A 17,604-nucleotide genomic window follows, 5' to 3' on the forward strand; every position below is an offset into this window, starting at 1 on the left:
AATATGTAGTTTGTTTATTAGAATGAATAACTCAATCCAAACGTGGTATAAACTTGTAAATCGTTGTCTACATTATCAAAATCAGGCTCTGGTTCTGTACCCATTGGATCCCAGTTACCATATGCAAAATTAACAGCTTCTTGTTTGTTGTCTCGTAATCCTACTTCAAAACCAAGACCTAAACTTTTCCATACTTTATAGCTTAAAGAGTTTATCCAAGTCCAGTTGGATAAGTTAGAATCTTCATAACTAATAAATGCCGATAGGTTGGAGTTGAAATCTAAATTACCAAAAGATTTTGAGTAATTAGCAACTACTTTAGCACCTAGTGATGATTCAAAAATAGCATCGTTATCAGCAAATACAAAGTTGTAGTTTATAGGGTGAACCACAACAATTAAACCATCAACAGGAGTCCAAGTAATACCTACACCAACGTCTAGATAACCTGGATCGTTAAAATTATTGATTAAAGTGGTTCGGTATTCAGCTAATGTAGATGCCGCTAATGTTTCGGTTAATTTATACCCAAAAAGTGAGGTTACACTAAATACATCGTTAGCTTCTCTAAAGCTATCATCGTCAGTTGGGTCGTCTTTATCATCAAATTTAACCCAGCTTAAGTTAATTTTAGCAGTATTATACCAAAAGTATTTTTCACGATCTAATTTGGCATAAGGATTTGCGGTAATGGTAATATTACCGGATGAGTTATTAGGTGTACCTTGACCATACCAATTATTAAATTCAGAAAAGCTAGCACCAATAGTTCCAAATGCACCAAATTTCCAACCTGGAAATTCATCTATTTGCTTTTGTAAATCATCTATTCGGCCTTGAATAGCATCAAGAGAGTCTTGTTTTTTAGATTTTTCTTCTTTGAGTTCATCAATGGTTTGCGAAAATGAAGCTGTCGCTAACAGCATGAAACATAGCGTAAAAATTTTTCTCATAAGATTAAGAATGAATTAATTATAGCTTATATAATTAGATTAATAACGGTGTAAAAATACTATTTTCTTTTAAATAAAGGCACATTGGAACAAGCTTCTCCAAACATAACAGATTTAGCAATTGGTTTCAATTTACTTGAAATCATGTTATAGGCATTTAAGGGTACGGGTTTTTTAGAACAGCCTTTAATGATAACAGGTTTGTCTTGAAAATCAGATATATCCAATTGGTCTATAATATCTCGGTAAATTACAGTTTCCAAAGTTTCTAAATTTCCTACAACAGTCAATTTAGAATAAGGCTGAAGTTCAAAGGATATTAGCATATAAGCCCAAGCTGGAATAATAGCATCTGTAGAACAGTAAACGGCTACATATTTTTCTTGGTATTGTTCCCAATTATGAGCCTTAACATGAGTTCTAAAGTCTTTTTCGCGTAAAACGATGCTTTCAAAAAGCCATTTAGAAATATCTAATAAAATACGTTCACCACTTGGGTAGTAATCCTCTAAATCAAGAGTGACTAGTTTACTGTTCGCTACACGATTTATTATTTCGTCTGACATAATTATTAAAGCATTCCCAATTCTAACTTGGCTTCCTCGCTCATCAAATCTTGACTCCAAGGCGGATCAAAAGTAATTTCAACTTCAGCGGATTTTACGGCATCTAAAGATTTTACTTTTTCTTCTACTTCCAACGGCAATGTCTCGGCCACAGGACAGTTAGGTGTGGTTAAGGTCATTAATATTTTCACATCGTAATCCTCGTTGACGAACACATCGTAAATTAAACCTAATTCATATATATCTACTGGTATTTCAGGGTCAAAAATAGTTTTTAAAACCTTTACAATTTTCTCGCCTAATTCTGTTGTGTCTATAGTTTCACTCATGATTATTGTAATTGTGTTTGGTATGCTATGGCATACATTTTCAGTTGTTTTATCATACTCACCAAACCATTGGCTCGTGTAGGCGATAAATGTTCTTTAAGTCCTATTTGATCAATAAAATCGGTATTGGCTTCAATAATAGCTTTTGGCGATTGATTTGAAAATACGCGAATAAGAATAGCTATAATGCCTTTGGTGATAATAGCATCGCTATCAGCTGTAAAAACAACATTGTTGTTTTGCATGTCAGCATGCACCCAAACTTTACTTTGACAGCCTTTTATAATATTGTCTTCAGTTTTATACTGGTCTTCAATAAGCGGCAGTGTTTTTCCTAAATCAATCATGTATTGGTAGCGTTCTTCCCAATCATCAAACATGGAAAACTCATCGATTATCTCGCTTTGAATTTCTTCAATTGTCATGGTCTAAATTTTGTACAAAAATACGGATATCTATTGTTTTTCAGCCAACTTCTTCATAGATAAAACCTTATTTACAATTTGCTCTATTGATTTTGGCGGATTACCATGGTCAAAAACAGCTGTCTTATATACGTTTCCTTGAAGTCCAATTTCTAACGTAGCTCCAGCTGCAGCATCATACTGATTAGTTTTTGATGGTGCTTCAAGGTCTGGTAGTTTTGTAATATCAATTCCTTTTATTAAATTAATTAAGTCATCCCATTCATTAGAAGGACAATTGGCTTGGTTTACTATCTTTAGATTATAGTCATTTGAAAAGTTTATAGACTTTTGATTTATCCAAATTTTTTCGAAGTATCCTCGGGTTGCAGCTTGATAAGTAATAAGCATATCATGTTCTTTTACTAGGGCTGTAATGACTGTTTTGTCACCTGTTTTTAAAATTAATTTCCCATCTAAATACTCATAGGTGTTAATTTCATTCAGCAGACTTAAAAATTGAGATTCAACAGCATTTCTATCCGGAGTACAAGCCATTTTTGTAGAAGCTAATGGACCAATTTTTAGAGTGTTTCCAATTGTTTCATAAGTTCCGGAAAAGCGGTTGCAACCTGAATAGCCTGAAACTGTTTTAAGACTATCGTTAAAACTAATAGTCAAGTCTTCTAACGATATTTTTGAACCATTAATTTGATTAATTGAAAATTCACCATTAAGGGCTTTTTGAGATTGTTTATCCACTGTTGTTGCGCTTTTAGAATTACCACAAGTAGTCATTGTAATTAATGCAAAAAATACTGTAATTAATTTCATAATACCTTTGTTTTTCTTTTAACATAATAATACAAAAAAGACGCCAAAGTTGGCGTCTTTTAAAATTATAATAAAAACTAGGATTTAGTTTGCCATAGCACTTCGTGGTCCACCAGATGCGAAAATAGAACGCATTCTAGTTTTTTGGCCTTCAGTAAACATATACATACAAGCGTCATCAACATAATCCATATAGTTCATGGTCATGTCATTTGAGCGACAATTAACTGTTGGATATGATGGACATCCATAATTTGGACCATCTGAAGAAGGTGTGTCAGCTACAAAATCGTCTTGACGACATCTTCCATCGCCCCAAATATGACGTAAATTTAAATAATGACCTACCTCATGAGTTGCAGTTCTACCTTCATTGTAAGGAGCTGCAGAGCCTCCTGGTAAGCTAGAGTACAATAATACTACACCATCTGTTGAGCTTGAACCACCAGGGAATTGAGCATATCCTAAAATGCCTCCACCGATGTTGCAGACCCAAATATTTAAGTGAGTATTTGGGGTAACTGGAGGATAAGCTGCTTTTACAGCATCATTGGTTCCCCAAGACGTTCTTGAATTTGAGTGTCTGAATACACCTGCCAAAGAAAATGTTATTTCACTATCAGCAATTAATCCAGCAAATTCTGATGGTGCTTGATTAGTATCGTTATTAGTTGCTCTAAAATCTTCGTTTAATACTGACATTTGAGAGTTTATTTGTTGGTCGCTAACATTTTCTGAAGAATTGCTATAGACTACATGTACATAAACAGGAATGTCAATAACCCCAAGGTTGTCACCACCTCCTGTTCCACCATCTCCTCCAGAGCCACCACCATTTCCGTTGCCATTGCCACCTTTTTTAGCAGCAATGAACTTACGAGAATTGTACTCAATGTCAAACATATTTTGCTCCAATTCTGGGTTTTCATTTAGCATTCTATTCAAATTAACCATTGAATAACAAGCTTTTGATTTGCCTTCGGCTAAACGAGCGGCTTCATCAATATCAGCATCTGTATAGACATAGAAATCACTCATGTCAATTTTTGATTGGTCGTCATTAGTTGGAATCGAGTTTTGATCATCGTTACATGATGCAAATAGTAAAGCTAGGGCAGCCATACTAAAGAGTGTTTTTTTCATAATAATGTATAATTTGGTTTAAAATCTTGCCGAATATATAATTCTTTAAGAAAAAATTAACGTAATTGATAAAAAAATAATCAACTTTTCGATGAAATGCATTTTAGGTGTAGAGCCAAAAAAACACCCGTTGGGTGTTAAGTTTTTGATAATCAAAAAGTTATGATTAACAAAGCATCATTTGGGCTTTTTTGACACCTTCTACTAAAGCATCCACTTCAGAACTGGTGTTATAAAATGCAAAAGAAGCTCTAACCGTTCCTGGAATTTTAAAGTAGTCCATAATAGGTTGGGCACAATGGTGGCCTGTGCGAACAGCAATACCCATTTTATCTAAAATGGTTCCCACATCATACGGGTGAATGCCTTCTAGATTAAAAGAGACTACAGAAGTTTTATGTTTTGATGTGCCGTAAATTTTTAAGCCTTCAATTTCTTGGAGTTTTTCAGTAGCATAAACCAGTAATTCATGCTCGTACGTAGCGATATTGTCGAAGCCAATTTGGTTCAAATAGTCGATAGCAGCACCAAAAGCAATGCCACCACAAATATTGGGTGTTCCAGCTTCAAATTTATGAGGTAATTCGGCATAAGTGGTTTTTTCAAAAGTGACTTCCGCAATCATTTCGCCACCACCTTGATAGGGAGGCAATTTGTTAAGCCAAGCCTCTTTTCCATACAATATGCCAACTCCGGTTGGGCCACACATTTTATGGGCAGAAGCTACATAAAAATCAACATCTAAAGCTTGAACATCTGGTTTTATATGCGGACATGCTTGTGCACCGTCAACTAAAACCGCTGCACCAACTTGATGCGCTTTTTGTATGATGTCTTCAATTGGGTTTATGGTTCCTAGAGCATTAGAAATATGATTCACAAAAACCAATTTCGTTTTAGAAGAAAGAAGATTATCGAATTCAGCCATTACAAGTTCCCCTTGTTCGTTCATAGGAATAACTTTCAAAGAAGCTCCAGTACGCTCGCAGAGCATTTGCCAAGGCACAATATTACTATGGTGTTCTAATGTCGAAACTATAATTTCATCACCATCTTTTAAAATTGATGAAAATCCATTAGCCACTAAATTTATACCATGGGTTGTGCCAGAAGTAAAAATAATTTCATGGGCTTTTTGGGCATTGAAGTGTTTTTGAATAGTTTGTCTTGCCGCTTCGTATTTATCTGTTGCTTCCTGACTTAAAGTATGAACGCCTCTATGAATATTGGCATTATAATTAGAATAATAATCAACAATACAATCAATAACTTGCTGCGGAGTTTGCGATGTTGCTGCATTGTCTAAATACACTAGTGGTTTACCATTTACCTTTCTTGAAAGTATGGGGAAATCTTTACGGATATTTTCAACAGCTAGCATAAACTATAAGTCAAACCCAATATTAACCCCCAATTTGTTGGCTATAATTTTAGTAATACGTTGTTTTATTTCAGGAATTTTTACCGAACTCAATACGTTGTTGCTAAATGCATACATCAATAAAGCTTTAGCTTCTTTTTCTGGAATACCTCGAGAACGCATATAAAACATAGCACTTTCATCTAATTGCCCAATGGTGCAACCGTGAGAGCATTTTACATCATCTGCAAAAATTTCCAGTTGAGGTTTTGTATTTATGGATGCCTTATCGCTAATTAAAATATTATTGTTGGCTTGGAAAGCATTAGTTTTTTGTGCTTCCTTATTAACAATAACACGACCATTGAAAACACCAGTAGCGTTATCACCAAAAATACCTTTATAATCTTGGTGACTTTCGCAATTCGGTTCTATATGATGAACCAAGGTGTTGTGGTCTACATGCTGTTTGTTTCCTATAATGGTAACGCCCTTAAGTGTAGAATCTATACGCTCGCCATTTTGGAAAAAATTCAAATTATTTCGCGTTAATTTACCGCCAAACGAGAAGGTATGGACAGAACAATGACTTTCTTGCTTTTGACTTATAAAGGTATTATCAATTAATGAAGCCGTTTCTCTATCGTTCTGAACTTTATAGTAGTCTATAATCGCACGTTTATTGGCGAAAATCTCTGTAACGCTATTGGTTAACACAGGGTTGTCCGTTAAACTTTGATGGCGTTCAATTATCTGTACATGGGCATTCTCATCAACCACAACCAAATTACGCGGTTGAAGCATTAAAGCTGATTCGTCTCCAGAACTGAAATGTAAAATTTGAATGGGCTTTTCAACTAGCTTATTTTTCTTAATATGAATAAAAGCACCTTCGCTAGCAAAAGCAGTATTTAACGATGACAAACTGTCTTTTGTAGCAGCCTTATTAAAATAATTTTCAATTACCAATCTGTATTTAGGTTTGTTTAATGCAGCAGACATTAAACAAACATCAAAACCTTCATGAGTGGTTTGCGATAAATGCGAGGAATACTTACCATCAATAAAGACAATTTTATAACTGTCTATATCATGAATAAAATATTTTTTAATATCTCGGTATTCTAAAGCATTTTCTTGTTTAGGAAAAACACTATAATCTTGATTTATAATAGATTTTAGCGACGTGTATTTCCAAGCCTCTTGTTTTTTTGTTGGAAACCCTTCCTGTTCAAATGTTTTTATAGCTTCGCTTCTTACATCATGCACTGGAGAATCTATATCAATTTGATTCTCAAAAGCCATGAAAGAGGATACTAATTTTTCTTTTAAATCCATTTGATAATGCTTACGCGTTTATTTCTTCTTTAATCCAATCGTAGCCTTTTTCTTCTAGCTCATGTGCCAATTCTTTACCACCTGATTTAACTATACGACCATTATATAAAACGTGTACATAATCTGGTACGATATAGTCAAGTAGTCTTTGGTAGTGTGTTATAACTATAACCGCGTTATCTTTACTTTTCAGCTTATTAACACCGTTGGCAACAATTCTTAAGGCGTCGATATCCAAACCGGAATCGGTTTCATCTAAAATGGCTAGTTTAGGTTCCAACATAGCCATTTGAAAAATTTCATTACGTTTTTTCTCCCCACCCGAAAATCCTTCGTTTAGTGAACGTGATAAAAATTTTCTATCAATTTCAAGAAGTTCAGATTTTTCACGAATCAACTTTAGCATTTCATTGGCGGGCATTTCTTCTAAACCTTTTGCCTTACGCGTTTCGTTAATGGCTGTTTTCATAAAATTGGTAACAGACACTCCAGGAATTTCAACTGGGTATTGAAACGAAAGAAACACACCTTTATGAGCACGTTCTTCAGCTGCTAAGTCATCAATATTTTCATCTTCTAAAAGAATTTCGCCTTCTTCAACTTCATATTCTTCCTTACCTGCTATAACAGATGCTAATGTACTTTTTCCAGAACCGTTTGGTCCCATGATGGCGTGCACCTCTCCAGGTTTAACTTCTAGGTTAATACCTTTTAGTATATTTTTATCTTCTACACTTGCGTGTAAGTTGTTTATCTTTAACATAGTTTATTTAGATTCCAATTTAACAACATTGTTAGCCTCTGGTTTAGAAGCTGTCACGTTTAATATTTCTTTAACTGCTACACGGTATGGCCAACCTTCTTCATTAGTTGGTTTAGGTGTGATTTTACCACGGATAGAAACTGTTACATAATCGGTAGCTTCATTTTTAAATGGTTTGGCAAGTTTGTCCAATTCATGCATTTTATCATCTATAATAACAGCATAAACTTCTCTATGCGTTTGCAAAACAGCAGCATCTGCATAATACACAAACTCACCTTTTAATAAGGTTAAACCATCGCTTTGTTTTTCAGTACGATTAGGACTGTCAACATCAATAGGTTTTGTGTCTTCAGTTTTTTTGTCGTTTTTACAACTAATTAATACAATTAGACTTAAAAGTAATAATGCTAATTTTTTCATTTTTATAATTTTTATCCGACTGATCCTTCTAAACTTATTTCCAATAATTTTTGAGCTTCAACAGCAAATTCCATAGGTAGCTTATTTAATACCTCCTTGCTAAAACCATTGACTATTAAAGCGATTGCTTTTTCGGTATCAATACCACGTTGGTTGCAATAAAATATTTGGTCTTCTCCAATTTTACTGGTTGTAGCTTCATGCTCAATTTTAGCTGTTTTGTTTTTGGCTTCTATGTATGGGAAGGTGTGAGCGCCACATTCATTACCCATAAGTAAACTATCACACTGTGAAAAGTTTCGCGCATTTTCAGCTCTTGAACTTACTTGAACCAGTCCACGATAGCTATTTTGGGATTTACCAGCTGAAATACCTTTTGAAATAATAGTTGACTTGGTGTTTTTTCCCAAATGAATCATTTTAGTTCCAGTATCAGCCTGCTGATAATTATTGGTTACTGCTATGGAGTAGAACTCACCAACTGAATTATCTCCTTTTAAAACACAACTTGGGTATTTCCATGTAACGGCAGAACCTGTTTCAACCTGCGTCCAAGATATTTTAGCATTTTTCTCACAAAGCCCACGTTTGGTTACAAAATTGTAAACACCCCCTTTGCCTTCTGCATTTCCAGGATACCAATTTTGAACGGTAGAGTACTTTATTTCAGCATCTTCAAGTGCAATAAGTTCTACAACAGCTGCATGCAACTGGTTTTCATCACGGCTTGGTGCAGTACAACCCTCTAAATAGGAAACATAACTACCTTCGTCTGCTATTACCAATGTTCTTTCAAACTGACCTGTTCCTGCTTGATTTATTCTGAAGTATGTCGATAACTCCATTGGGCATTTTACACCTTTTGGGATGTAACAGAATGAACCATCACTAAATACGGCCGAGTTAAGTGCCGCATAGAAATTGTCTTTTTGAGGTACAACAGTACCAATATATTTTTTTACAAGTTCAGGATGCTCTTTTATAGCTTCTGAAATACTCATGAAAATTATACCTTTTTCGGCTAATGTCTTCTTAAATGTTGTAGCTACCGAAACCGAATCGACAACAACATCCATAGCAACTCCAGCTAATTTTTTTTGCTCGTCTAAAGAAATTCCTAGCTTTTCAAATGTTGCCAGTAATTCAGGGTCTACTTCATCCAAACTGTCATATTTTGGTTTGCTGTTTGGTGCCGAATAATATGAAATAGCCTGAAAGTCGGGTTTTTCATAATGTACATTGGCCCAATTAGGCTCAACCATGTCTTTCCAAACTTTAAAAGCTTGAAGGCGCCATTCGGTCATCCATTCTGGCTCTTCTTTTTTCTTTGAAATAGCCTTAACAATATCTTCATTTAAGCCAACAGGAAATGTATCTGATTCTATGTCAGTGTAAAAACCGTACTCGTATTCTTTGGTTTTTAGCTCTTCCCTTAAGTCGTCTTCAGTATATTTACTCATGTTTAGAAATTAGAGTGAAAAAGATTCTCCACAACCGCAAGTACGATTGGCATTAGGATTATTAAAAACAAAACCTGAACCATTTAAGCCGCCAGAATACTCAAGAGTTGTACCAATAAGATACAAGAAACTTTTTTTATCCACTATTATTTTGATGCCATTATCTTCAAAAACCTTGTCCTCATCTTGTTGTTGCTTATCAAACTTCAAATCATAAGACAGACCAGAGCAACCGCCACTTTTAACACCAACACGGACAAAGTCGGTAGTTGAATTATAGCCATCTTCAGTCATTAATTCAATGACTTTCTTTTTAGCTGTTTCCGAAACTTTTATCATTTCTTTAATTAGATTTTGTCTAAATAGAGTGCAAATATACAATATAAGTCATGGATTACCATATAACCTAACATTATATTAATATATGATTTAATAGCTTTTTACTATTGGTTTTGAAAGTCAGGATTGTTAATGAAAGATGGGTCTGAAAGTGTTAGTAGAAACGCTTTTAGATCAGCTTTGTCTTGGTCGGATAGATGTACGCCGCCTTCGTCAACTTTTTTCATTAACGGATCTATTGTTGGTGAGTTTTGCAGTCCTTCACTGTAGTGGTTAATTACATCATCTAAAGTATTAAATCTTCCATCATGCATATAAGGAGCAGAATACGCTAAATTTCTTAATGAAGGTGATTTAAATTTGCCATTATCAGCTGGGTCACCTGTTACTTCGCCTAATCCTAAATCTGAAAACGTAGCATCCAAACCATTATTATGAAAAATATTATCAGTCCAAAGGGGATTGTTTGGATTGCCATGGCAATGGAAACAGTCGCCTCTTTCTTCATCCATAAAAACATTGAATCCATTTAGCTCTTGTGGAGTAAGTTGTACTTCACCTAATAAATATCTGTCGAATTTTGAATTGGCAGAAATAAGTGTTCTCTCAAATTGGGCAATAGCCTTGGTTGCTTTTCCCCTAGTAATTGGTCCGTTGCCAAATGCATTACTAAACATATTAGGATATTCAGGATGTTGTTCTAATCTATCTACAACAACTTCCCAAGTATTGTGCATTTCAATAGGGTTGGTTACAGGTTCTAAAGCCTGATGTTCTAGACCGAACACACGTCCATCCCAAAAGAATTTTTCATCATAATTCCAGGCTAAATTAAATAGTGGCATAGAGTTTCTGTTTCCAAAAATGCCGTCTATACCTTCACTAAATCTAGTGCTGTCCGTAAAGGCATTTTGTGGACTATGGCAATCCGCACACGATTGTGTTTGATCACCGGATAGTATGGGGTCAAAAAATAGTTTTTTGCCTAAAGCAATACCTTCCAGGGTTTGAGGATTGTCAATTGGTATTACTGGATCTAGAATGTTTTCAGAGAATATTTGTGGGATGTTTAACGGTGCAGGTGTTGGTTGATTGATATAATTACCATCATCAATCTTGTTATCGCTACAGCTTAAAACGGCGACAAGGCTAAATATTAAAATCCCATATTTTAAGAAATTATTCAAAATAAACTATTGTGTTACTGTACCGACAGAAAAAACAGTTGATACGTTTTCTTGCATCATTTTTTGTGCTGTGTAATTTGGCATTAAAGGTGTGTCTAAAACATTTAAATCCCAAGTGTTTGGGTTCTTAAAGAATTCAGCAATATTCATTTTCACTTCAATTACAGCGTTATTTGTTATTACAATTTCAGTTGGCAAATCTATTTCAGCAAAATTTTGTTCAAATACACCTGTACTTACTCTTGCCGTACCGTTATGGTAATTAAAAGGCGCAGGCGCAGTTGTATTTACATTATACATACCGTCAAATTGTAAAAAATGATAGCCACCACCTAACATTTCAGGCCAGTTCCATGACGCACTATTTAAATCTGCATAAGCACCATCAACATTGTCAGTTTCATTAAAGCCCCAAATAAATTTTAAAGTATATGTTCCGGGTGGGATACTGTTATTGTCTGGTGTGAAATTGTATGACGCTTCATCAGATAGATCAGTGAATTTGTAGCCATCAAAAAGATAAGATTCCCCTTGATTATTTACTAACTCCAATCGTGATACTAAATATCGAATTCTTGTCATGCTTATTTCTTCGCCATGCTCATTGGTAACAATTTCGGTTGTTAAATTAGAACTGTTAATGAGAGTGTTATCCCAATCGTGAGTAAAATTAAAGCTGACATTTACTTGCGATGGAGTAGGTGTAATATTATCATCATGGTCTTCGCTACATGCTGAAAAAACGAATACAATAGCAAGAATGGTTAAGATTTTTTTCATTTTGTTTTTACTATTAATAAGTCAGAAAACCCTTTGTTTTCTTCTATGTCACCATCAGAACTATTGGATTCTCCAACAGCAATAATGGTATTGTTTTCTAGAACTGTGGCATCATAACAAAAGTCAATTTGGGATCCGCCAACAGTTTTTTGAAACATTAAATTTCCAGAACCATCAACCAATACAATCCAAGCATCATTTTGACCTTTGTTTTCTTCAACATCACCATCGGCACTTCTTGAACTTCCCGAAATAATGAAACTATTATTGTTTGATTTTTGAATGGAACGCGCCACGTCAAAACTACTACCACCATAAGTTTTTTCCCAAACTAGATTACCTTCTGGAGTTATTTTAATTAGCCATAAATCGGCAGCGCCTTTATTACTTGAAACGTTAACATCACTACTTCTAGTATCTCCAGCTATTAGATAATTACCGTCTCCAGATTCAACAATACCTCTGGCTTCATCAATTTCAGTTCCACCAAAAGATTTTTCCCATACAAGGGTGCCGGTTTCAGATATTTTAACAACCCAAAAATCGTAAGTCCCAATGTTGTTTTGAATATCAACATCATCACTATCAGATGATCCAACTATTATATAGCCATTGTCTGCTGTTTGAATAGCATCAAAAGGCGTATCTGTAAAACTACCACCATAATATTTACTCCATTCACGATTACCACTGGCATTAAGTTTTATAGCCCAATAATCTCCACCAGCATGACGTGAGTTGGCATTACGTGTATTGCCCTCGCCGCCAGAAGCCGTTACATCTAAAACACCAGTAATTAAATAACCGCCATCATTAGATTGAAGAATAGTATTCCCTATATCGGAACCGGAGTACCCATAGGATTTTTGCCAAACTAAATTTCCGTTTGTATCGAGTTTTGCAATCCAGTAATCTTGGGCTCCAGCATTTTCAGACACATCACCATCGCTACTTGAGGAATAACCTAGAATAGCATAACCGCCATCTTGAGTTTGTATAATGGCATTGCCTCTATCATCATCAGAACCGCCATAAGTCTTTGACCATTGAAGTTCATGGTTAGCACTAAATTTTAGAACCCAATAATCAAAACTTTCATTGTCCTTATCGGTAATGTCGCCATCTGCACTTTGCGAATAACCCAAAATTACATAGCCACCATCTGAAGTTTTGGCAATGGAATGCCCTCGGTCATTTTTTGTACCACCGTAAACTTTTGCTAATTCCAGTTGAGGTTCTGGTGTTGGCGTGGTTCCTCCTGGAGAGTCATCGTCTGAAGAACAGCTTATTATGGATAGACACATTAAAACACCTAATAAGTTATATGGCGAATGTAATTTCATTAAGTTCCACTTTTTCTAATTATAAATAATCCTCTATTTATATCGCTTATTATAATATTTCCGCTCTCGAAGTAAGGGTAAACATTCCAAGCACCATTGAAATCGGTTGCATTAGATTCAGGGTGTGTATCAAAATAACCTATTGTACTGACCGAATTGTTTTCAATATTGGAAATATCATAAAACTTAACTCCAGCTGTGTAGTTTGCTAAATAGTAAATATCATTTTTTACATAACCGTTATGGTCTATTGCTGGTGAGTTGCCTATAATTTCGGTATGAAAAGTTGGGTTGTCTAAATCGCTAAAATCAAATACTAGAGTTCTTGTGTTGTTACCATAATTTATTTCATCTAATTCGTCGCCAACAATAAAATATTTCAAGTCTGATGAAAACCAACCTTGATGTGTGTAACCAATATTGGAGTATCCTATTGTTGTTATTTGAACAGGATTGGCTTTATCTGTAACATCAACCAAAACTATCTCATTTTCGTTACTGCCAATTAAAATTTCTCTTCCTGAATAATCTGAATCTGGTCCGTTGTATGTTATAACTTGAGCATCATGAGAATAACCAGAAAAACCACCTTCGCCAATTGGGCTTAAAGGGTTTTGAATATTTACAAAATGAGGGCCACCAAGAAATGTATTTGAACCAACAGCATAGGCGTATCCGGAGACTTCGTTTATTACAATATTGTGAGCGCTACCAAACCCAGAATAATGGGCGTCAGGGGTAAATGATTGTGGTGGATTAGTAACATCTCTTAATCTTGTTAAATCAAAAACTTGCATACCATGATTCTCTGCCTCACTTACAATAAAGGCATAATTATTATAAACTTTAACATCTCTCCAAGGGCTGTCAACAGTTTGTGTGTTAATTGAGCCAAGAAAAATAGGGTTTATAGGGTTTGAAATATCGACAAATGATGTAGCTCTATCGGTACAGAATAACACATATTCTTTGCCTGTTGAAGGGTCTGTCCATCCCCAGGAATCATTTCCCCTTGCTCCATTTCCTGCTAAAATATTTAAAGGAATATGTGCTAATAAATCATAATTATTGCAAGGATAAATACCAGCAAAACCATTGTTGCAGGTTGTGTCACCAGAAGGGTTATTAGGGTCTGATGACGCATCGTCACTTGAACATGCAATTATAAATAAGAGCAGTATAATTGAAACTAAAATTTTAAGTCTCATGGCACAATCTTTTAGTTACTTGGTCGAACTATAAATAAACCCCTTTCAATGTCGCTTATAATTATATTGCCACTAGCAAAATATGGATAAACGCTCCAAGCTCCATTAAAGCTTGTGTTGTTGTTTTCAGGGTGAGTATCAAAATACCCTGTTTCAGTCATGGTATTGTTGTTTATCCCAGAAATATCAATTATTCTTAATCCAGCAGTATAACTGGCTTGGTAATAGGTGTTTGCTTTTACATAGCCATTATGGTCTATAGCAGATGTTGGTCCAAAATATTCCATTTTAAAAGACGGGTTATCTAAATCGGAAAAATCAAAAACCAATGTTCGTGTGTTATTGCCAAAGCCCATTTCATCAGTTTCATCCCCTAGTATAAAATATTTCATGTCTTCGGTAAACCAACCTTGGTGTACATAACCAATATTATTATAGCCTATTGTTGAGATAGTAACAGGATTCCCTTTATCTGTTATATCTGCTATAACAACTTCGTTTTCATTACTACCTATTAAAATTTCATGACCTGAATAATCTGAATCGGGACCGTTGTACGTTACAACTTGAGCATCGTGGGCATATCCAAAAAAACCACCTTCATCTTGTGGGGTTAATGGATTTTGAATATTGATAAATAAAGGGCCACCACCGTAGGTGCCTCCTCTACTAGTTCCAACTGCATAGGCATAACCAGAGTTTTCATTTATTACAATATTGTGTGCGCTTCCAAACCCTGTATAATGTGCATCAGAGGTGAAGTTCTCAGGAGGATTGGTAACATTTCGCAATCGAGTTAGATCGAAAACTTGCATACCGTGAGCACCTACATTGTCTGCAACAATAAAGGCATAGTTATTGTAAACTTTTACGTCTCTCCAATAACTTGTACTTGTAGCCGTATCTAGACGGCCTAAAAATATTGGATTGGTTGGGTCGGTGACATCTACAAATGCAGTGCTGTTGGTCATAGCAATTAAAGCATATTCCTTTCCAGTTGTCGGATCTGTCCATCCCCAAATGTCACTGCCTTCAGGATTGCCCATTGTATTGGCAAGTTCAGAAACTGGAAGGTAGCCCATTAAATCATAACCGTCACAAGGATAGGGGCCTGCCATACCATTTTCGCAAGGGTATAGTGGCGTTAAATCAGGGTTATTTTGACAGGCATCTCCAATACCATCATTGTCACTGTCCAATTGGTCAGGATTTGGAGTATTGGGACAGTTATCTACGTCGTTTGGAACGCCATCATTATCGGAATCTGTATCATTTGTAGGATCGCAGATATCCCCAATGCCATCACTATCAGAATCTTCCTGATTAGGATTAGAAATGCTAGGACAGTTATCAATTCCATCCGGAACGCCATCGTTATCAGTATCAACAACAATTACTGGGTCTACGGGCTCATCTTCACAAGATTGAATAAAAGCAATTGTCAATAAGGCAAATAACAGAGTTTTAATTATGGTTTTCATTTTACTTTAGCAATATTTTTTTTGTGTTATTTGAATTTATGTTTACTAGATACATGCCTTTTGCATAGGTATGGATTGGTAAAACGAATGTTTTTTGATTTATATTGTTGGCACTAAAAAGCTTTTCTCCTAAAATGTTGAAAATCTCAACAGATTCAATTACTGAACTTCCATTGGAGATAATTTTAGTATTGGTTTCAGTTGGATTAGGAGTTATTAAGAAATCATTGTTTTTAACAAATTCTGGCTGTGACAATGTGCCACTTTTTCTCACTATAAACAACCCACGATTTATATCACCAATAATGATATTCCCACTATTGAAATATGGGTAAATACTCCAGGCACCATCATACGCTGTATTATCATTCTCTGGATAAGTATCAAAATAGCCTACTTCAGTCATAGAATTACTTGCAGCCGAAATGTTGGTAATATCTAATACACGCATGCCAGCTCTATAATTGGCCAGATAAAATTTATCGCCTTTTACGTATCCGTTATGGTCAATAGCCATTGAAGGGCCAAAGTATGTTGACGATAGTGTTGGGTTGTCTAAATCTTGAACATCAAAAACTAAAGTTCTTGTATTCATACCATACGATTGCTCATCGGTTTCATCTCCCATAATAAAATAGCGGTGATCATCAGTAAACCATCCTTGATGTGCATATCCAGGATTGGAATATGCAACTTCTGAAATCACAACAGGATTAGTTTTGTCGGTAACATCAATAAAAACAAGTTTGTCGTTATTAGAAAATGTACCATTGCTTGCTACTAAAATTTCTCTTCCAATATAACTGGGGACGGAAGTCGTATTAGGGTCAGGAGAGTTGTCAGGTCCGTTATAAGTCACAACTTGTGCGTCGTGAGTATACCCGCGATCGGCATAACCACCTTCAGAAACTGGATTAGATGGATTTGAAATATCAATAAAAACCAGTCCGCCACTAAATTCATCACAGCCCACTAAATACGCATAAGATTCAGATTCATTAATTACAACATTGTGACAACTTCCAACTCCAGAATACAGTGTGTAATTCGTAAAAGTTTGAGGCGGATTACTTACGTTTCTTAAATTGGTTAAATCAAAAACTTGCATACCATGTGCACCTACATTATCTGCCACAATAAAGGCATGATTATTATATACTTTAACATCGCGCCAAAAGCTTGTGGTTGTTTCGGTATCAATTCTGCCTAAAAAAACAGGATTTATAGGGTCTGTAACATCAATAAATGCCGTGCTATTTGTTGTCGCGAAAATGGCATATTCATTACCATTCAAAGGGTCTGTCCAACCCCAAATGTCACTACCTTCAGGATTTCCTTGTGCATTGGCAAGTACTGAAATGGGAATGTTAGATAATAAATCGTAGTCGTTACATGAAAACGATTCACCACCGCTAACATTTGCAACACCGCCAATACATGGTGTTATTTGAGAATGGCTAAAATTAAATGTAAAAAGGAAAAATAATAGAAATGTAATTTTTTTTATAGCTAACATGGTTTTAGGGCAATTATTAAGCTTGACAAAATTAACAGAATAATCGACAAAATCTAATGGTTTAATGTTAAAAGTCAGCTTTTTAGGCTTGTTTTTGTTTAATACTCTGTAATTTATATAAACTAAACAGTTTAATTATAAAATATCCTACTTTTTTAGATTAAGCTTTTTATTTTT

The 17,604-nt window shown here is 35.2% G+C and carries 18 protein-coding genes; all 18 read right to left on the reverse strand.

The features are described from left to right. Positions 1-17: 17 nt before the first annotated feature. The gene (locus K7G76_RS02065; protein WP_223032541.1) at positions 18-953 is read right to left on the reverse strand and encodes a DUF3078 domain-containing protein; all 936 of its coding nucleotides are present in this window, start codon (positions 951-953) and stop codon (positions 18-20) included. Between the two features lie 59 nt (positions 954-1,012). Beyond that, positions 1,013-1,519: a DUF2480 family protein gene (locus K7G76_RS02070; RefSeq protein WP_223032542.1), complete on the reverse strand. Its 507-nt coding sequence runs from the start codon at positions 1,517-1,519 to the stop codon at positions 1,013-1,015. Positions 1,520-1,524: 5 nt separating this feature from the next. Then, entirely contained in the window at positions 1,525-1,848 is a 324-nt protein-coding gene (locus tag K7G76_RS02075) for a DUF59 domain-containing protein (RefSeq protein WP_223032543.1), read from the reverse strand. A 2-nt stretch (positions 1,849-1,850) separates the two neighbouring features. Further along, the gene (locus K7G76_RS02080; protein ID WP_223032544.1) at positions 1,851-2,273 is read right to left on the reverse strand and encodes a SufE family protein; all 423 of its coding nucleotides are present in this window, start codon (positions 2,271-2,273) and stop codon (positions 1,851-1,853) included. A gap of 30 nt (positions 2,274-2,303) precedes the next feature. After that, on the reverse strand, positions 2,304-3,086 hold the full coding sequence (locus K7G76_RS02085) for an META domain-containing protein (protein ID WP_223032545.1): 783 nt from the start codon (positions 3,084-3,086) through the stop codon (positions 2,304-2,306). A gap of 84 nt (positions 3,087-3,170) precedes the next feature. Then, the gene (locus K7G76_RS02090) at positions 3,171-4,229 is read right to left on the reverse strand and encodes a zinc metalloprotease (RefSeq protein ID WP_223032546.1); all 1,059 of its coding nucleotides are present in this window, start codon (positions 4,227-4,229) and stop codon (positions 3,171-3,173) included. A gap of 166 nt (positions 4,230-4,395) precedes the next feature. Further along, positions 4,396-5,610 (reverse strand): aminotransferase class V-fold PLP-dependent enzyme, encoded by a 1,215-nt coding sequence (locus K7G76_RS02095; RefSeq protein ID WP_223032547.1) that lies wholly within the window; start codon positions 5,608-5,610, stop codon positions 4,396-4,398. A 3-nt stretch (positions 5,611-5,613) separates the two neighbouring features. Next, positions 5,614-6,927: a Fe-S cluster assembly protein SufD gene (gene sufD / locus K7G76_RS02100; protein WP_223032548.1), complete on the reverse strand. Its 1,314-nt coding sequence runs from the start codon at positions 6,925-6,927 to the stop codon at positions 5,614-5,616. A gap of 10 nt (positions 6,928-6,937) precedes the next feature. Then, positions 6,938-7,690 carry a Fe-S cluster assembly ATPase SufC gene (sufC, locus tag K7G76_RS02105; RefSeq protein WP_223032549.1) on the reverse strand — a complete coding sequence of 251 codons (753 nt, stop codon included), beginning with the start codon at positions 7,688-7,690 and terminating at the stop codon, positions 6,938-6,940. 3 nt (positions 7,691-7,693) lie between these two features. Then, entirely contained in the window at positions 7,694-8,113 is a 420-nt protein-coding gene (locus K7G76_RS02110; protein WP_223032550.1) for a hypothetical protein, read from the reverse strand. 11 nt (positions 8,114-8,124) lie between these two features. After that, positions 8,125-9,573 (reverse strand): Fe-S cluster assembly protein SufB, encoded by a 1,449-nt coding sequence (sufB, locus tag K7G76_RS02115; protein ID WP_223032551.1) that lies wholly within the window; start codon positions 9,571-9,573, stop codon positions 8,125-8,127. A 9-nt stretch (positions 9,574-9,582) separates the two neighbouring features. Then, complete coding sequence (locus K7G76_RS02120) at positions 9,583-9,912, reverse strand: HesB/IscA family protein (RefSeq protein ID WP_223032552.1); 330 nt, start codon at positions 9,910-9,912, stop codon at positions 9,583-9,585. A gap of 104 nt (positions 9,913-10,016) precedes the next feature. Beyond that, positions 10,017-11,099 carry a cytochrome-c peroxidase gene (locus K7G76_RS02125; RefSeq protein WP_223032553.1) on the reverse strand — a complete coding sequence of 361 codons (1,083 nt, stop codon included), beginning with the start codon at positions 11,097-11,099 and terminating at the stop codon, positions 10,017-10,019. Between the two features lie 6 nt (positions 11,100-11,105). After that, complete coding sequence (locus tag K7G76_RS02130) at positions 11,106-11,879, reverse strand: MbnP family protein (RefSeq protein WP_223032554.1); 774 nt, start codon at positions 11,877-11,879, stop codon at positions 11,106-11,108. Further along, positions 11,876-13,222, reverse strand: coding sequence for a hypothetical protein (locus K7G76_RS02135; RefSeq protein ID WP_223032555.1), 1,347 nt, complete (start codon positions 13,220-13,222; stop codon positions 11,876-11,878). Before K7G76_RS02135 ends, K7G76_RS02130 begins: the two co-directional genes overlap by 4 nt. Continuing rightward, positions 13,222-14,430 carry a choice-of-anchor B family protein gene (locus tag K7G76_RS02140; protein WP_223032556.1) on the reverse strand — a complete coding sequence of 403 codons (1,209 nt, stop codon included), beginning with the start codon at positions 14,428-14,430 and terminating at the stop codon, positions 13,222-13,224. Before K7G76_RS02140 ends, K7G76_RS02135 begins: the two co-directional genes overlap by 1 nt. Before the next feature lie 11 nt (positions 14,431-14,441). After that, positions 14,442-15,911, reverse strand: coding sequence for a choice-of-anchor B family protein (locus tag K7G76_RS02145; protein WP_223032557.1), 1,470 nt, complete (start codon positions 15,909-15,911; stop codon positions 14,442-14,444). A gap of 1 nt (position 15,912) precedes the next feature. Then, a complete protein-coding gene (locus K7G76_RS02150) occupies positions 15,913-17,427 on the reverse strand; it encodes a choice-of-anchor B family protein (RefSeq protein WP_223032558.1) in 1,515 nt (504 codons plus the stop codon). Positions 17,428-17,604: the final 177 nt, after the last annotated feature.

Source organism: Hanstruepera marina (genome assembly GCF_019880635.1).
Classification (GTDB): Bacteria; Bacteroidota; Bacteroidia; order Flavobacteriales; family Flavobacteriaceae; genus Hanstruepera; species Hanstruepera marina.

Bases quoted from the DNA above. Each gene is read 5' to 3' on its own strand.
- K7G76_RS02065 (WP_223032541.1), bottom strand. From the start codon at position 953: ATGAGAAAAATTTTTACGCTATGTTTCATGCTGTTAGCGACAGCTTCA.
- K7G76_RS02070 (WP_223032542.1), bottom strand. From the start codon at position 1,519: ATGTCAGACGAAATAATAAATCGTGTAGCGAACAGTAAACTAGTCACT.
- K7G76_RS02075 (WP_223032543.1), bottom strand. From the start codon at position 1,848: ATGAGTGAAACTATAGACACAACAGAATTAGGCGAGAAAATTGTAAAG.
- K7G76_RS02080 (WP_223032544.1), bottom strand. From the start codon at position 2,273: ATGACAATTGAAGAAATTCAAAGCGAGATAATCGATGAGTTTTCCATG.
- K7G76_RS02085 (WP_223032545.1), bottom strand. From the start codon at position 3,086: ATGAAATTAATTACAGTATTTTTTGCATTAATTACAATGACTACTTGT.
- K7G76_RS02090 (WP_223032546.1), bottom strand. From the start codon at position 4,229: ATGAAAAAAACACTCTTTAGTATGGCTGCCCTAGCTTTACTATTTGCA.
- K7G76_RS02095 (WP_223032547.1), bottom strand. From the start codon at position 5,610: ATGCTAGCTGTTGAAAATATCCGTAAAGATTTCCCCATACTTTCAAGA.
- sufD (WP_223032548.1), bottom strand. From the start codon at position 6,927: ATGGATTTAAAAGAAAAATTAGTATCCTCTTTCATGGCTTTTGAGAAT.
- sufC (WP_223032549.1), bottom strand. From the start codon at position 7,690: ATGTTAAAGATAAACAACTTACACGCAAGTGTAGAAGATAAAAATATA.
- K7G76_RS02110 (WP_223032550.1), bottom strand. From the start codon at position 8,113: ATGAAAAAATTAGCATTATTACTTTTAAGTCTAATTGTATTAATTAGT.
- sufB (WP_223032551.1), bottom strand. From the start codon at position 9,573: ATGAGTAAATATACTGAAGACGACTTAAGGGAAGAGCTAAAAACCAAA.
- K7G76_RS02120 (WP_223032552.1), bottom strand. From the start codon at position 9,912: ATGATAAAAGTTTCGGAAACAGCTAAAAAGAAAGTCATTGAATTAATG.
- K7G76_RS02130 (WP_223032554.1), bottom strand. From the start codon at position 11,879: ATGAAAAAAATCTTAACCATTCTTGCTATTGTATTCGTTTTTTCAGCA.
- K7G76_RS02135 (WP_223032555.1), bottom strand. From the start codon at position 13,222: ATGAAATTACATTCGCCATATAACTTATTAGGTGTTTTAATGTGTCTA.
- K7G76_RS02140 (WP_223032556.1), bottom strand. From the start codon at position 14,430: ATGAGACTTAAAATTTTAGTTTCAATTATACTGCTCTTATTTATAATT.
- K7G76_RS02145 (WP_223032557.1), bottom strand. From the start codon at position 15,911: ATGAAAACCATAATTAAAACTCTGTTATTTGCCTTATTGACAATTGCT.
- K7G76_RS02150 (WP_223032558.1), bottom strand. From the start codon at position 17,427: ATGTTAGCTATAAAAAAAATTACATTTCTATTATTTTTCCTTTTTACA.